The organism is Antrihabitans spumae, from assembly GCF_043944905.1.
Lineage (GTDB): Bacteria > Actinomycetota > Actinomycetes > Mycobacteriales > Mycobacteriaceae > Antrihabitans > Antrihabitans spumae.
Genome location: NZ_JBIMSN010000118.1, coordinates 20,041 through 36,110 on the forward strand (window position 1 = coordinate 20,041; position 16,070 = coordinate 36,110).

Consider the following 16,070-nt stretch of genomic DNA (forward strand, 5'->3'; position numbering starts at 1 on the left):
CCATCGGCGGAGACCGGCGTGAAGTGTGAATGAGAGAAGAGATGCAGCAGCGATCGAGCCCGAGTCCCTCCGAGGCCGTTCCGGGTGTGCCGCCGGGCGCGTTTCCGTTGTCCGCAGCGCAACGTGGTATCTGGTTCGCGCAGCACCTCGCAGGCTCGGCGCCTATCTCGATCGCCCAGTACGTCGAGATCCGCGGTCAGCTCGACGTCGACGCGCTCGGGCGTGCGTGTGTCGCGACGGGCCGAGAATTCGGGTCGGGCTTCCTGCGCCTGATCGAAGTAGACGGCATCCCGTTTCAGCTCATCGACGACTCCCTCGACGCCGCACCGGTTTTCGTCGATCTTCGGGACGAGCAGGACGCCGAGCAGGTCGCGCTCGCGTGGATGCGCACCGAGTTCAACGCCCCACTGCACATCCTGCGTGACCGGCTGGTGAACTCGACCGTCCTGCAGATCGCCGACGACCACTACCTCTGGTACACCCGCATCCACCACATTGCCCTGGACGGTTTCGCGGCGATGACGCTCGTGCAGCGCACCGCGGCTCTGTATTCGGCATTCGTCGCCGATGTCGAACCGCCGCAATCGAAAGCGGAGGATCTTGCTGCGATCGTCTCGTCGGATCTGCAGTATCGCGGGTCGGATCGCTTCACCAACGACCGCGAATACTGGGCGCAGCATCTGTCGGGCGCGCCGCAGGCGGTGAGCCTTGCCGGGCGTACCGCACCACCAAACGCGCACCCGCGGCTGTTCAGCGCACCGTTGCCCGAACGTACCGGGAGACTGCTCGATTCGGTCGCGACCGGTGGCGGCGCGAGTGTTGCGCCGGTCATCGTTGCGGCCTTCGGTGCCTTCCTCGCGCGGATGACCGGAACCGACGACGTGATGTTGAGCCTGCCGGTCTCGGCGCGGACGACGGCCGTCCTGCGGCGGTCGGGCGGCATGGTCGCAAACGTGGTGCCACTGCGCCTGACGATCGGCGCGCAATCGACTGTCGGCGAACTGATCCGAACCGCGCAGTTGGAACTGACCGGTGCCCTGCGACGCCAGCGCTACCGGCAGGAGGACATCTTCCGCGACCTCGGCTACGCGCCGGACGAAGCAGCGTCGTTCGGTCCGTCGGTGAACATCATGATGTTCGACTCGACCATCACCCTCGGCGATCAGGTCGGCCTGCTGCATGTGCTGACCTCGGGGCTGATGGAAGACCTCTTCGTCAATGTGTATCCGGCGGCGGGTGATTCGAGTACGCACATCGACTTCCAGGCGAATCCGAGCCTGTACACCGACGACGACCTGCGCCGCCACCACGGCCGCTTCCTCTCCTACCTGGAGCGGTTCCTCGCGGGTGGTCCCGACTGCCTGCTGTCGACTCTGGAACTTCTCGACGACGCCGAACGCGCCGCGCTTGCACCCGTGCGCGGCCCGGACCCGATAGCGGCTCGAACGCTGCCGGAGATATTCGCCGCTGGTGCGCAGACGAATCCGGATGCGGTCGCTTTGGTGCTCGGCGACCGCTCGCTCACCTACCGGGAGTTGGACGAGCGGTCTACCCAACTTGCTCGCGTGCTGATCGCGGGCGGCGCGGGGCCGGAACGTACTGTCGCGATAGCACTTCCACGCTCTATCGAATCCGTTGTATCGGTGTGGGCCGTTGCGAAGACCGGCGCCGCCTTCGTACCCGTCGATCCGACCTATCCGGCCGACCGCATCGCGCACATGGTGAACGATTCCGGCGTGCGCATCGGGGTCACCGACCAGGCCGCACGTAGCGCAGTCCCGGACGAGGTCGACTGGATCGTTCTGGACGATCCCGATGTCCAACAGCGCTGCGAGGCAGCAGGTGCCGAGCCGATCACCGACGCGGATCGCTCGGCTCCGATTCGGCTGCTCAACCCCGCCTACGTCATCTATACATCGGGTTCCACGGGACTACCCAAAGGTGTGTTCGTCGGTCATTCCGGTATCTCGAACCTGATCGACGACAGAAGCGCGGACCTGCGGGTGACCGCCGCTTCTCGGATCTCCTATGCGTATTCCCCGAGTTTCGATGCCTCCGTCGAGCAGTTGCTCGTCACGTTCGGCGTCGGCGCGACGCTGGTGATCATTCCACCCGGCATCATCGGCGGCGACGAACTGACAGCCGTACTCGATGCGGCCCGCGTGACGCACCTCGACGTCGCCCCGGCCATGTTGTCCTCGTTGGACCCGACGGCGCTGCCGAGCCTGGCAGCGGTTGTGGTCGGCGGCGACGTGTGTCCGCCGGAGTTGGTGGCGCGCTGGGCAACCAGGGTCAGGATGACCAACGGGTACGGGCCGACGGAGACGACGATCACCGCGACATCCGCTGTGCTGTTGCCGGATCGGCCGGTGACCATCGGCGGACCCCTGCGCGGTGCGACCGCCGTCGTCCTCGATCGGTGGCTGCAACCTGTACCGGTCGGAGCCTCGGGTGAGCTTTATCTTGCGGGCACCGGTGTGGCACGTGGATACGCAAACCTGTTCGGCACCACTGCCTCTCGCTTCGTTGCCGACCCCTACGGTGAGCCAGGAACGAGGATGTATCGGACCGGCGACGTCGTTCGCTGGGTGCAGGCAGGGGAGAAGCTCGAGCTCGAATACCTCGGGCGGTCCGATTTCCAGGTCAAGATCCGCGGCTTCCGAATCGAACTCGGCGAAATCGATGCGGCGTTGACCAATCACGACTCCGTCGACTTCGCCGTGACCGTCGGTGCGTCGACGCCGGCCGGCGCGACGGTCCTCGTGTCCTACGTCAAGGCGGCTCAGGACGCGAAAATCGATGCAGCGGTGTTGAAGTCGTTCGTCGAAGAGATCCTGCCGTCGTACATGGTGCCATCGGTGATCATGGTGCTCGATAGTGTTCCGTTGAGTGCATCGGGCAAGGTGGATCGGAAAGCGCTGCCGGAACCGGTGTTCGAATCCGCTGCGGGCCTCGGTCGCGCACCGTCGGCCCCGCGGGAACACGCACTTGCCAAGCTGTTCGCCGAAGTGCTCGGTCTCGAGTCGGTCGGCGTCGACGAGAGCTTCTTCGCACTCGGTGGCGACAGCATCGTGTCCATCCAACTCGTCTCCCGCGCCAAGACTGCCGGCCTCGGCTTCACCGCACGAGACGTGTTCGAGCGCAAAACCATTGCGGGCTTGGCTGCCGTCGCGAAGGATCTCGGTGCTTCGGCGGGGCTGTTGCGCGAACTGCCCGGCAGGGGAGTCGGGCGTATCCAGCTCACCCCGGTCGCGAATGCGCTGTTGGAGCAGGAAGCCTCGTTCGACGGAAATGCTCAGGCCGTTCTGGTCCAACTGCCCGCAGGCATCGACGGTGCCGAACTGACTGCATCGCTACAGGCGGTGCTCGATCGACACGATGTCCTTCGCGCTGTACTGCGGGTGGTTGTGCCGGACCTCGACGGTGGCGATCTCGAGAGTGCCGCCGAGACAACGGAATCGGGTTGGGTGCTCGATGTCTCGCCGGCGGGGTCGGTTGTTGCCGACGACATCGTGCACCGAGTCGACGTCGCGGCCGACGTAGATCTCCGGGCCGCAGCGGATCGCGAACTGGCCATCGCTACAGCCCAACTCGATCCGACCGCCGGGCTTGTCGTTCGGGCCGTGTGGCTTGCGCCCGTCGACGACCGAAACGGTCTGCTGTGGCTGGTCGCGCATCGTCTGGTCGTCGACGGCGAGTCGTGGCGGATCATCGTTCCCGACCTTGCTGTGGCGTGGCGGGCAGTGCATGCGGGCGACGTGCCCGAACTCGCGCCGGTCGCTACTTCCCTGCGAGCGTGGTCTCATGCCGTAGGTGCCGCCGACGCTGTCGCACAACGTTTCTCCGAGGTACCGACCTGGCAAGCCATCCTGGATACCCCCGATCCGCTGCTCGGTTCGCGTGCGTTGGATCCTGCGGTCGACCTCACCGAAACCGCTGGGCGAGTTCGGTTGCGGGTGCCGGCTCGACTCACCCAGGAGTTGTTGCACACCCTGCCCGAGCGGTTCCACAGCGATGCCGAACACGGTCTGCTCGTCGCGCTCGCGATGGCTGTGAGTCGGTGGCGACGTGAGCGCGGCGTTGTCTGCGACTCGATGCTGGTGTCGGTGGCAGGCAGCGGCCGTACCGCCATCGCCGAAGCCGACTTGCGGCGTACCGTAGGCGCTTTCGCGACGCCGCATCCACTTGCGATGGACGTTGCGGGTATCGATCTCGCTGACGCCTATGCGGGCGGACGTGGTGCCGGTCTTGTGCTCAAGACCGTCAAAGAGCAGTTGCGTGTCGTCGGCAACGATGGGGTCGGTTACGGACTGCTGCGGTATTCCAACGATGCTCGGGTCGCCACGATCGTGGACCGCGCGGAGCCGCAGATCCGGTTCAGCTACCTCGCGCGCACGGGTATCGGCACGGCCGGCGAGTGGCGACCCGCTGCATTCGAGCGGATCCGTGATCGGATGCTGCCGCTGGAAGCGGCATTGGACCTGGATGTCATCGTCGAGGACGGACCCGATGGCGCGGAACTTGCCGTGTCGTGGACCTTCCCGAGCGGTGTGTTCGACCCGATCGACATCGAAGAGCTTTCGCAACAGTGGCTTTCGGCGCTCGAGGGGCTGGCTGCCCATGCGAGAACGCGCCACGCAGGCGGCCACACCCCGTCGGACTTCGAGTTGGTGTCGACGACCCAAGCCGAGATCGAACTGTGGGAGCGTGCCTATCCCTCGCTGACGGATGTCTGGCCGCTCTCGCCGCTGCAGTCCGGCATGTTGTTCCACGCCGTCTTCGCGGCGGAATCGACCGACGAGTACACCGATCAATCCGTGCTGACCCTCGCCGGAACCGTCGACGACGAGCGTCTTCGTGAGGCAGCGCAGGCGCTCCTCGATCGTCACGAGAACTTGAGAGTCGCTTTCCTGGAAACGAATTCGGGTCCGCGGCAGATCGTGCTCGGCGACGTGGCGGTGTTGTGGCGCTCGGTCGACCTCAGTGCTCTCGACGAGGCGGCATCGAGTGCCGAGATCGACCGATTGCTTGCTGCGGACCGACTCACGAAGTTCGATACGGCGAGCCCGCCATTGCTGCGGTTCCTGCTGATCCGCATCGCGGAGGACCGCTACAAGCTGGTGATGACCGGCCACCACATCCTGCTCGACGGTTGGTCGACACCGTTGCTGGTCCGCGAACTACTCGGCTTGTACGCGGCCTTCGACGGTCGCGGTCAGTTGGCACCGCCGCGGTCGTACAAGGCGTACCTGGCGTGGCTTGCCCAACAGGACCGGGCAGCCTCGGTCGCGGCGTGGAAACAGGCACTCGCCGGTATAGATTCGGCCACCCGAGTCATGTCCACGGACCACCTCGTTGCCGAGTCCGAAGCCGGCTCGACGAGTCTGACACTCGGACCCGACGCGACCGCAGCCCTGACCGCGACTGCACGCGAGCACGGCTTCACCTTGAACACGGCCGTGCAGGCGGCATGGGCGATGGTGCTCGGTACGCTGACCGGCCGCACCGATGTCGTGTTCGGCGGCACGGTGTCGGGTCGCCCGCCGCAACTACCCGGCGTCGAGGAAATGCTCGGCTTGTTCATCAACACCCTGCCGGTGCGGGTCGAGCTTGATCCGGCGGAGTCGTTGGTGGCGTTGCTGACTCGGATCCAGGCGGAGCAGAGCGCGTTGCTCGATCATCAGCACGTCGGGCTGTCCGATATCCATTCGGCGGTCGGTCTGCACGAGTTGTTCGACACGCTGACCGTGTTCGAGTCCTACCCCGTGGACAGAAAGGCACTCGCCGCGTCGCTCGACATCGCGGGTATGCGGGTGCTCGATGCCGACGGCTCCGACGCGACGCCATATCCGTTGAGCCTTATGGTCATTCCGATCAAAAATGCGACCGGCGCACAGTCGTTGCAGGTCACGTTGAAGTACCTGACCGACGCTATCGGTGATGCCGGCGCGAAAGAGCTTGTCGCGCGGTGCGTCCGCTATCTCCACGTGATGGCGTCGGCGCCCGCAACCAAGGTCGCCGCTGTCGAGCCCTGCGACGAGAACACCCGATCGACGATGGTTGCGATCACGGGTCCCGACGCCCTCGACGTTCGTTCGCTACCCGAGATCCTCACCAGCGCCGCCGCGCTCGACCCGGACGCGGTCGCAATCCGCTTCGACGGTCAGTCGGTGACCTATCGCGAACTCGACGAGCGGTCGAATCGTCTTGCACGTGTGCTCATCAGGTCGGGCGCACGGCCGGAAACGTTCGTCGCGGTCGCACTGACCCGGTCGATCGAATCGGTGTCGACGGTCTGGGCCGTCGCGAAGACGGGTGCGGCGTTCGTGCCGATCGACCCGAAGCACCCCGAGGACCGAATTGTCCACATGCTCACCGACTCCGGTGCCATCGTCGGTGTGACGACCGCCGAGATCCGGGCCGGTCTGCCGGGTGAACTCGATTGGCTCGAACTGGACGATCCGTGGACGTCCCGGATTGTTGCCAACGCGGACGGCATGCCGGTCGAGGCTGCCGAATTGTTGGCAGAGCCGATGATCGACAACACCGCCTACCTGATCTACACCTCGGGGTCGACGGGTGTGCCGAAGGGGGTCGCCGTCACCCACCGCGGCCTCGCGAATCTTGTTCGCGCACAACACGACGAGATGGCGGTGACGGCCGAATCACGGTTCCTGCACTTCGCGTCGCCGAGTTTCGACGCGTCGGTGTCGGAGGCTTTGTTCGCGTTCGGGTCCGGCGCACGTCTTGTGGTCGTTCCGCCGACCGTGCTCGGTGGCGACGACCTGGCCGAATTGATTGCTGCCGAACAGGTGTCGCACATGGTGATCACACCTGCGGCCCTTGCCACGCTGAGCCCGGCCGAACTCGAGTGTGTTCGGGTGCTCGCCGTCGCGGGCGAGGCGGTCGGTCAAGAGGTGATCGAGCGATGGAGTCCCGGTCGTACGATGCTCAACCACTACGGCCCCACCGAATTCACCATCTGGGCAACCGGATCGGATGCGCTGGCGCCGGACAAGACGATCACGATCGGCGGCCCGATTCGCGGCGCCACCGCGTTGGTGCTCGATACCTGGCTGCGGCCCGTTCCGGCGGGTGTCGTCGGTGAGCTGTATCTGTCGGGACCAAGCCTCGCTCGCGGCTATCACCGGCGCTCGGAGCTGACCGCATCTCGTTTCGTCGCAAACCCGTTCGGCGGCCCGGGCGCGCGCATGTACCGAACAGGCGACCTCGTCCGGTGGACCGCGGGTGCCGGGGGATCGACCGACGACGCTTCCGGTCACGCCCTCGAGTATCTCGGTCGGTCGGACTTCCAGGTGAAGGTCCGCGGCTTCCGAATCGAACTCGGCGAAATCGACGCTGCACTGACCGCGGACCCTCGAATCGAGTTCGCGACGACGATCGGTGTCGAAGGTCCCACCGGGGCAACCGTTCTCGTGTCGTACGTCCTCGCAGGGACCGAGGCGAACGTGTCGGCAGAGGAATTGCAGGAAGTGGTCGGTAAGTCGCTGCCCTCCTACATGGTGCCGACGGCCATCGAGTTTCTCGCGTCCATTCCGCTGACCCCGGTCGGCAAGCTCGATCGAAAGGCACTGCCCCGGCCGACGTTCGGGCGTGGCAGTGGTCCGTCCCGCGCGCCGGACAACGAGATCGAAGAGCAGCTGTGCGAGCTGTTCGCGCAGACCCTCGGCGTCGATTCGGTCGGCGTCGACGATTCGTTCTTCGCGCTCGGTGGCGACAGCATCATGTCGATTCAGCTTGTTTCGCGTGCGAAATCTGCGGGTGTGCATTTCACACCGCGCGATGTGTTCGAACGGAAAACGGTTGCAGGACTTGCCGAAATCGCCGGTGCGCGCGGCGACGCCGACCACAGGATGGAGGTGGTCGACGAACTGCCGGGTGGCGGTGTCGGTGCCGTGCCGCTGACCCCCATCGTGAAGTGGCTCGTCGAGCCCGGTGCCGAGTTCGGGCGATTCAGCCAAGCAATCATGTTGTCGTTGCCGGTCGGCAGCAAGCGACCGGACATCGCGGCGACGCTGCAAGCAGTGCTCGACCACCACGACGCGTTGCGCGCGAAGCTGGTTCGCGAATACGGCGAGTGGTCGATGGAGGTGCTCGCGCCAGGATCGATCACCGCAGACGGCATCATCCACCGCGTCAAGATCACCGACAGAACCGATTTCGATGCTGTCGCCGCGCGCGAACTGTCGGCTGCGGCCGACCAGCTCGAACCCGACCAGGGGCGAGTCGTCCAAGCGGTTTGGTTCGATCCGGCGACCGACGCGACCGTTGAGCCGCGGCTCTGGTTGGTCGTACATCACCTCGCGATCGACGGAGTGTCGTGGCGGACGATCGTCCCCGATCTCGTCGCTTCGGGCGCCCAGGTGGCGGCAGGTGCCAAACCTGTTCTGCCGCCGGTAGGTACCTCCTTCCGGCGTTGGGCGCACGGGTTGGTCGACGCGGCGAACTCGGAAGCGCGAGTGGCGGAGCTGGACCTGTGGCGTTCTGTGCTCGGCGGGCCGGATCCGTTGCTGGGAACCAGGGCGCTGGATCGAAAGATCGACACCGCTGACACCGTCGAGGAGGTCCGCGTCACCGTTCCGGTGGACGTCACCGACGCGATGTTGACGACGGTCGCCGAGAAGTTCCGTGGTGGCGTGAACGACGGCTTGCTCGCAGCACTCGCACTCGCGGTGAGCAAGTGGCGGCAGCAGTCGTCGGAAACGTCGGGTGCCGGTTCTGTGGTCGTGAATCTGGAGGGCCACGGCCGCCAGGAAGAGATTGTGGGAGCTGATCTTTCGCGTACGGTCGGCTGGTTCACGAGCGTGTTCCCGGTGCGACTCGACGTCGGCGGACTCGATCTCGACGACGCCTTTGCCGGTGGACCCGCGGCGGGTGCGGCGGTGAAGCGCGTCAAGGAACAACTGCTTGCCGTCCCCGATCACGGCATCGGGTTCGGGCTACTGCGGTACGTCAACCGCGCAACCCGGCCGGTTCTTGCCGAACTGCCCTCGCCGCAAATCGGTTTCAACTATCTCGGGCGAACGGGTGGTGCGGTACCCGAGGGACCGTGGTTGCCGGTCTCGGGAGGCAAAGCGCTCGGTGGCGCTCACGACGACGATATGCCGGCGACCGCAGTGCTCGCCATCGACGCCGTCACCGAGGAGGGACCCGATGGACCGCAGTTGAGCGCATCGTTCGGATATCCGACCGGAGTCATCGCTGCCGCCGACGTCGAGGAACTGTCGTCGTTGTGGGTTGCTGCGCTGACGGCACTCGCGACCCACAGTGCCGCGCCGGATGCGGGTGGTCTCACACCGTCCGATCTGCCGTTGATCGCGACCACGCAGGACGAAATCGAAGGCTGGGAGCAGCGTTTCCCGGACTTCCAGGATGTGTGGTCCCTCGCGCCGTTGCAGGCCGGTCTGCTGTTCCACGCGATGCTCGCCCGGGAGACGGTGGACGTCTACACGGTCCAGATGACGCTCGATCTGGAAGGTGTCGTCGACGCGGGTCGGCTGCGGCGGGCCGGGCAGGCCCTGATCGACCGACACCCGAACCTGCGAACGTCGTTCCTGGATCGTGGCGGTCGACCCGTGCAGGTCGTCACAGCACACGCCGAGTTGCCGATGCAGGAAAACGATTGCACCGCAGCGCAACCCGGTGCGGTCGACGATCTTGCCGTCGTGGATCGCACCGAGCGGTTCGACATGGCAGCGCCGCCGCTGCTGCGATTCCGGCTGATCAAGACAGCGGACGAGCGCTACCGCTTGGTGATCACCTGTCATCACATCCTGGTCGACGGCTGGTCCATGCCGATCCTGATTCAGGAGTTGTTCGTCCTGTACGCGGCGAACGCCGATGTGTCGGTCCTCGCACCCGCCCGTTCCTATCGCGAATTCCTGTCCTGGCTCGCGACGCAGGATCGGGCTGCAGCACGTGAGGCGTGGGCGGATGCGCTTGCCGGAGTGGCGGAACCGACTCTTCTCGCGCCAGCACTCGATCCACACGAGGCGCACACTCCCGACACGGTTGCGATCAACGTGGAATTGTCCGCGGCGGCGTCGCAGGCTCTTGTCGGCCTCACTCGGGAGCGTGGCATCACCCTCAATACGGTCGTGCAGGCCGCGTGGGGGATGTTGCTGGCCAACCTGACCGGCCGAACCGACGTCACCTTCGGCACAACGGTGTCCGGACGGCCGCCGCAGATCTTCGGTGTCCAGTCGATGATCGGACTGTTCATCAACACCCTCCCGATCAGAGTTCGGATCGACCCGGCGGAGACGCTGGTGCAGCTGCTCGAGCGGGTGCAGGAGAGTCAGACCGCACTGCTCGATCATCAGTACGTCGGGCTCGCGGAGATTCAGCAGATGGTCGGTGTCGGTGCACTTTTCGACACGGTGACGGTGTTCGAGTCGTACCCGATCGATCAGGACGAGCTGCTGCAGACCATGGACATCGCGGGAATGCGCGTCGCCGATGTGGCCGCGCACGACGATACGCACTACCCGTTGACACTGCTGGCGATGCCGGGCGAGACGTTGCACCTGGAATTGAAATCGCTTGCCGCGGTGTTCGATCGGGACGCGGTGGATGTTGTCGCGCAACGCCTGGTGCGGATACTCGAGGCGTTCACCGCGACGCCGGACCTGCCGTGTGCGCAACTGCAGATGCTGTCGCCGTCCGACTATCGACGAATCGTGGCAGCGCCGTCGGATGGTGTGGAGTCGCCGACCACGTTGGCGGAGGTGTTCGCGGCTGCCGTCGCAGTCGATCCGGCCGCCATCGCGCTGACCGCGGACGGTGTCGACGTGTCCTACGCCGAACTCGACGAGCGATCCAATCGGCTTGCCAGGTTGCTGATCTCGGCAGGTGCTGGACCCGACACCGTCGTTGCGCTCGCACTGACCAGGTCGGTCGAGTCGATAGTCGCCATGTGGGCAGTTGCCAAGTCCGGTGCGGCGTTCGTTCCGGTCGATCCGAAGCATCCGCCCGAGCGAATTTCGCACATGCTGACCGATTCCCAAGCGGTGCTTGGTGTTACGGTCTCCACCCATCGTGACCGGATGCCGGGTGACACCACGTGGCTCGTGCTCGACGATCCCGACGTTTCGGCGTCGATCGCGGCGTTGTCGTCGGCCGCGATCACGGATGCGGACAGGCTTGCGGTACTTCGCGTCGAGAGTCCGGCCTGGCTCATCTACACCTCGGGGTCGACCGGTGTTCCCAAGGGTGTTTCGGTGACCCATGCCGGGCTCGCGAACCTGGTTCGTGCGCAACGTGACTCACTCGAGCTGACGGCGGACTCGACGGTGCTGCATTTCGCGTCGCCGAGTTTCGACGCCTCGGCCTTCGAGGCGCTGATGGCGTTCGGGTCGGGCGCGCGTCTGGTCGCCGTGTCACCGACAGTGCTGGGTGGGCGCGAGCTGGCCGAGCTGATCAGGTCCGAACAGGTCTCGCACATGGTGATCACCCCTGCCGCTCTCGCGACGATGGAACCGCTCGGGCTCGACTGCCTTCGGGTCCTCGCTGTTGCGGGTGAGGCGGTAGGTAGTGAACTCGTCGCTCGCTGGGCGCCTGGCCGGAAGATGGTGAACCTGTACGGCCCCACCGAGTTCACGATCTGGGCGACCGGCTCGGATCGGCTCGAGCCCGGCGCGCCGATCACGATCGGCAGTGCGGTGCTCGGTGCGAGCCTTCTCGTATTGGATTCATGGCTGCGTCCGGTACCGGTCGGTGTTGTCGGCGAGCTGTATCTTGCCGGTGCCGCGTTGGCGCGCGGGTATCACAATCGGCCCGATCTGACGTGTGGGCGTTTCGTCGCCAATCCGTTCGGCGGTAACGCGGAGCGGATGTATCGCACCGGTGATCTGGTGCGCTGGAGTGGTTCCGACGTCGCGGAGCTCGAATACCTCGGCCGCGACGACTACCAGGTCAAGATTCGTGGGTTCCGCATCGAACTCGGTGAGATCGACGCTGCGCTGACCGCTTCCGACGAGGTCGAGTTCGCGACGACGATCGGGACCGAGGGACCGACCGGCGCAACGGTGTTGGCGTCGTATGTGTTGCCTGTCGCAGGTGCCGATGTCGACGTCGACAGGTTGCGGGAGTCGGTCGCCGCGGTACTACCCGGTTACATGGTGCCCGCTGCGATCGTTGTGCTCGAGTCGATTCCACTGACACCGGTCGGCAAGCTCGATACCAAAGCGCTTCCGGCGCCCGACTTCTCGAACCGAGCACGGATCATCCGAGCGCCGCGGACGCCACTGGAAGAGTCGGTTGCCGCTGCGTTCGCGGACGTGCTCGGGCTCGACGAGGTCGGTATCGACGAATCGTTCTTCGACCTTGGCGGTACCTCGCTGATCGCTACTCGCGTCGTCGACGTACTCGGTTCGGCTCTCGGACTTGCGGTTCCCGTCATGTGGATCTTCAACGACCCGACGGTCGAAGCGCTTGCGCGCCGGATCGGCAGGCACGAACACGAACCGGCAGAGGCGGCGGGATCGCCGCTCGCAGTCCTGCTCCCGATCCGTGAGACCGGTACAGCCGCGCCGCTGTTCTGCATCCATCCCGCGTCCGGGCTCGGCTGGAGCTACGCCGGCCTTGCCGCGCATCTCGATCCGCAACGACCCATCTATGCCTTGCAGTCGCCGGAACTGGAAGGGACCGAACCCATCCCGCAGTCGATCGACGAGTTCGCTGATCGCTACGTCACGGCAATTCGCACCGTGCAGCCTGCCGGTCCGTACAACGTCCTCGGCTGGTCGCTCGGCGGATTCGTCGCACACGCGGTGGCCACCCGGTTGCGTGCGGCAGGGGAGACCGTGGCGATACTCGCCCTGCTCGACGCAGACCTCGGCGTTCGGCACTTCGAGGCGCCACCGCAGTTGAGCGTCGGCGAGTTCTTCGCCGAGTTCGGCAAGGTGTTCGGGTTCGATTCCGTTCCCACCGACCTGACGGCCGAGCAGGCGGCAGAACTCGTTCGAACGGGCGTCGGTGGCGCCGCGTTCGTCGACGCCGGCCATTTGGAACGAATGACAGCGTCCTACAACAGGTCCGCTCGGATAGTCGCTGCGTTCGAACCGAACGTTTTCGACGGCAATCTCGTTTTCTTCACTGCGGCTGCCGAAGCGGGCGATGGCACACGGGCATTTTCGAGTTGGGCACCGTATGTCAGCGGGGCGACCGAGAACCATCCGATCGACGCGTTGCACGACGACATGACCGCACCCGAGGTGCTGCCTCAGTTGGCCGCGGTGCTCGAACGACATCTCAGCAGTTCCGGTGCGACGATCCTCGAAGCATCATGACCACCGCGCGACACACCAAGAACGAGTTGGAGAAGCCAATGCCGCAATCGGAATCCGCAGTAATCGTCGAGGGGATCGAGAAGTCCTTCGGCGGTGTGAAAGCGCTGCGCGGGATCAGCTTCGAGGTCGCACGTGGCGAAGTGCTCGGTGTGCTCGGGCCCAACGGCGCAGGCAAGACGACGACGGTGAACATCCTGTCCACCCTCGTGCGACCCGACAGCGGACGAGCGGTCGTCGCCGGGCACGACGTCGTCACCGATCCCGCCGGGGTGCGCCGCTCGATCATGCTGACCGGTCAGCATGCCTCGCTCGACGACATGCTCACCGGCTACGAGAATCTGGTGATGTTCGGTCGCCTGCTCGGGCTGACCAAGTCCGCGGCGCGTGCTCGGGCCAAGCAACTGCTCGAAGAGTTCGATCTGGTCCGAGCCGAAGACCGGCGCGTCGGAACGTACTCCGGTGGTATGCGGCGGCGTATCGATATCGCGTGCGGGCTTGTCGTCCGTCCCGAGGTGGTCTTTCTCGACGAGCCGACCACCGGCCTCGATCCACGCAGTCGGCAGGCGGTGTGGGATCTGGTGTCCAGCTTCAAGAGCAAAGGCATCACGACGTTGCTCACCACCCAGTACCTCGAAGAGGCGGACGCGCTGAGCGACCGCATCATCGTGATCGACCACGGCACCGTCATCGCCGAGGGCACCGCAGACGAGCTCAAGGCTCGGACCGGCGGAAGTTACTGCGAGATAGTGCCGCTCGACCTGAAGTCGATCCCGGCTGTCGTCGCAGCACTCGGTCCGATGCTCCCTGACGACTATCGGCTGGCCCTCACACCGGAATCGGATCGGATCGCGGTGCCCGCTCCGGACGGTGCGCGCACGCTCGCCGAAGCGTTGCGTCGATTGGATCAGGCGGACATCGATCTGGTCGACATCGCGCTGCGACGCCCATCGCTCGACGACGTCTTCCTTACGCTGACGGGACATGCGGCGGAGACAGTCGAGGTCACCGACGACACGGAAGCGGCTGATGCGGTCTCGGTGGTGAAGTCGTGACCACAACTCTGGAGGAACGGAAGCAGCCGTCGGTCCTGCGGCAGTGGTGGGTGCTCACGCTGCGGCAGGTTGCGCCGTCGTTGCGCAACGGCGAAATCGCGACGGCGATCCTGACGCCCGTCGTTTTCACCGTCGGTTTCTATATCCCACTCAACCTCGTCATGAGCACGTTCGGACACGGGCTGTCCAGCTACGCGCAGTTTCTTATGCCGATGATCGTGTTGCAGGCCTTGGCCTTCGCCGCCATCACTGCGGCGCTGCGCGCGGCGACCGATACCGTCGACGGCATCAACCGGCGGTTCGGTTCGATGCCGATCGGTGTCGGAGTGCCACTCGCCGCGCGGATGTCGGCCAACATGTTCCGGTGCGTCATCTCGGTATCCGCGGCGGTCGTCTGCGGGTACGTGATCGGATTCCGGTTCGCGCTCAGCGCGATTCACACGGTCGGGTTCCTGCTGTTCGCACTGCTGGTCGGTGCGGCACTGTCGCTCGGTGCCGACGTGCTCGGGTCGCTGTCGAAAAGTCCAGAAGCGACAACACAGTCGTTGACGCTGCCTCAGCTCATCCTCGGCATGCTGTCGGCAGGGTTCGCTCCCGCAAGTCAGTTCCCGGGCTGGATTCAGGGATTCGTTCGCAATCAGCCGGTGTCACAGTTCGCGTACGCGCTGCGTGCGCTGGCTGGTGACTCGACAGGCGGTGCGGGCGTAGTGAATTGGTCGACAATGGGACCGCCTTTGGCGTGGGTTATCGGTCTGATCGTCGTGTTCGCGCCATTGTCGATCATCATCACGTCGAGGAGGCCATGATGGCTGCATCACGATCCGTCGCCGATCCAGCGGCGAAGGCTCTCGCCGACGACAGCTTCCCGGAGCAGGTCCGTCGGCGGTCGGAAAGCTCACTCGCGGTACTGGTTCCGCACAGTCTGATTCAGACGCGGCGGCTGCTGGTCCGGTCGATGCGAGATCCGCTGACGTTGATGCAGGCCGTCGTGTTTCCAGCGCTGTTGCTGGTGATGCTCAATACGGTGCTCGGACGGCAGATTTCGGCGTATGCGGATTACAACGCCCTCTACGGGTCGGTCCCGATGACGACTCTGGTCGGCGTCATGTCGGGATCGATGGCAGGGGCGATCTCGCTGGGCCGGGAGCGGGAAGCGGGTTTGCTCGCGCGATTCTGGGTGCTACCGGTCCATCGCGCATCGGGCTTGATCGCGCGGATCGCGACCGAGGGTGTGCGAATTCTTGCGACAACTGTTGTGCTGCTGATCGCCGGTTACGCGCTCGGTTTCCGGTTCGATCAGGGTCTACTCGCCTCGCTGGCATTCCTGTTGGTTCCGATGCTGTTCGGATTGGCGTTCTCGACGATGGTCACCGCGGTTGCGGTGTTCACGGCAAAAGCCACACTGGTCGAGGCGATCTCGTTGATCAGTTCGCTGATGATGTTCTTTTCCACCGGCTTCGTGCCGCTCTTCGCGTTCCCCGGCTGGATTCAACCCGTCGTCGAGCATCAGCCGTTGACGCTGGCGATCGAAGCGATGAAGGGACTGTCGTTGGGGGGTCCGGTCCAGGGTCCGTTGATCGGGACACTGCTCTGGTCGGGTGGGGCGATCGCGTTGTTCGCGATCCCAGCCGCACTCGGCTACAACAAGGCAAGTCGGCGTTAGGCGGCTCCGCCGCTCGTGAGTCCTTTTGGTGGTCCGGCCCTCCGA

At 65.2% G+C, this 16,070-nt stretch carries 4 protein-coding genes; all 4 read left to right on the forward strand.

Features of this window, described 5'->3' with window-relative positions:
- Positions 1–41: 41 nt before the first annotated feature.
- From ACHIRB_RS24050 to ACHIRB_RS24065, 4 genes are read left to right on the forward strand one after another with little or no spacing between them, the layout of a single operon-like run.
- On the forward strand, positions 42–13,310 hold the full coding sequence (locus ACHIRB_RS24050; RefSeq protein ID WP_395124988.1) for an amino acid adenylation domain-containing protein: 13,269 nt from the start codon (positions 42–44) through the stop codon (positions 13,308–13,310).
- 38 nt (positions 13,311–13,348) lie between these two features.
- The gene (locus ACHIRB_RS24055; protein WP_199707659.1) at positions 13,349–14,362 is read left to right on the forward strand and encodes an ATP-binding cassette domain-containing protein; all 1,014 of its coding nucleotides are present in this window, start codon (positions 13,349–13,351) and stop codon (positions 14,360–14,362) included.
- Positions 14,359–15,168, forward strand: coding sequence for an ABC transporter permease (locus ACHIRB_RS24060; RefSeq protein ID WP_395124989.1), 810 nt, complete (start codon positions 14,359–14,361; stop codon positions 15,166–15,168). Before ACHIRB_RS24055 ends, ACHIRB_RS24060 begins: the two co-directional genes overlap by 4 nt.
- Complete coding sequence (locus ACHIRB_RS24065; RefSeq protein WP_395118661.1) at positions 15,168–16,025, forward strand: ABC transporter permease; 858 nt, start codon at positions 15,168–15,170, stop codon at positions 16,023–16,025. The genes ACHIRB_RS24060 and ACHIRB_RS24065 overlap by 1 nt, the downstream gene beginning before the upstream one ends.
- The last annotated feature ends 45 nt before the right edge of the window (positions 16,026–16,070 follow it).

Excerpts from the sequence above, each read along its gene's own strand:
- ACHIRB_RS24050 (WP_395124988.1), top strand. The coding sequence starts at position 42 with ATGCAGCAGCGATCGAGCCCGAGTCCCTCCGAGGCCGTTCCGGGTGTG.
- ACHIRB_RS24055 (WP_199707659.1), top strand. The coding sequence starts at position 13,349 with ATGCCGCAATCGGAATCCGCAGTAATCGTCGAGGGGATCGAGAAGTCC.
- ACHIRB_RS24065 (WP_395118661.1), top strand. The coding sequence starts at position 15,168 with ATGGCTGCATCACGATCCGTCGCCGATCCAGCGGCGAAGGCTCTCGCC.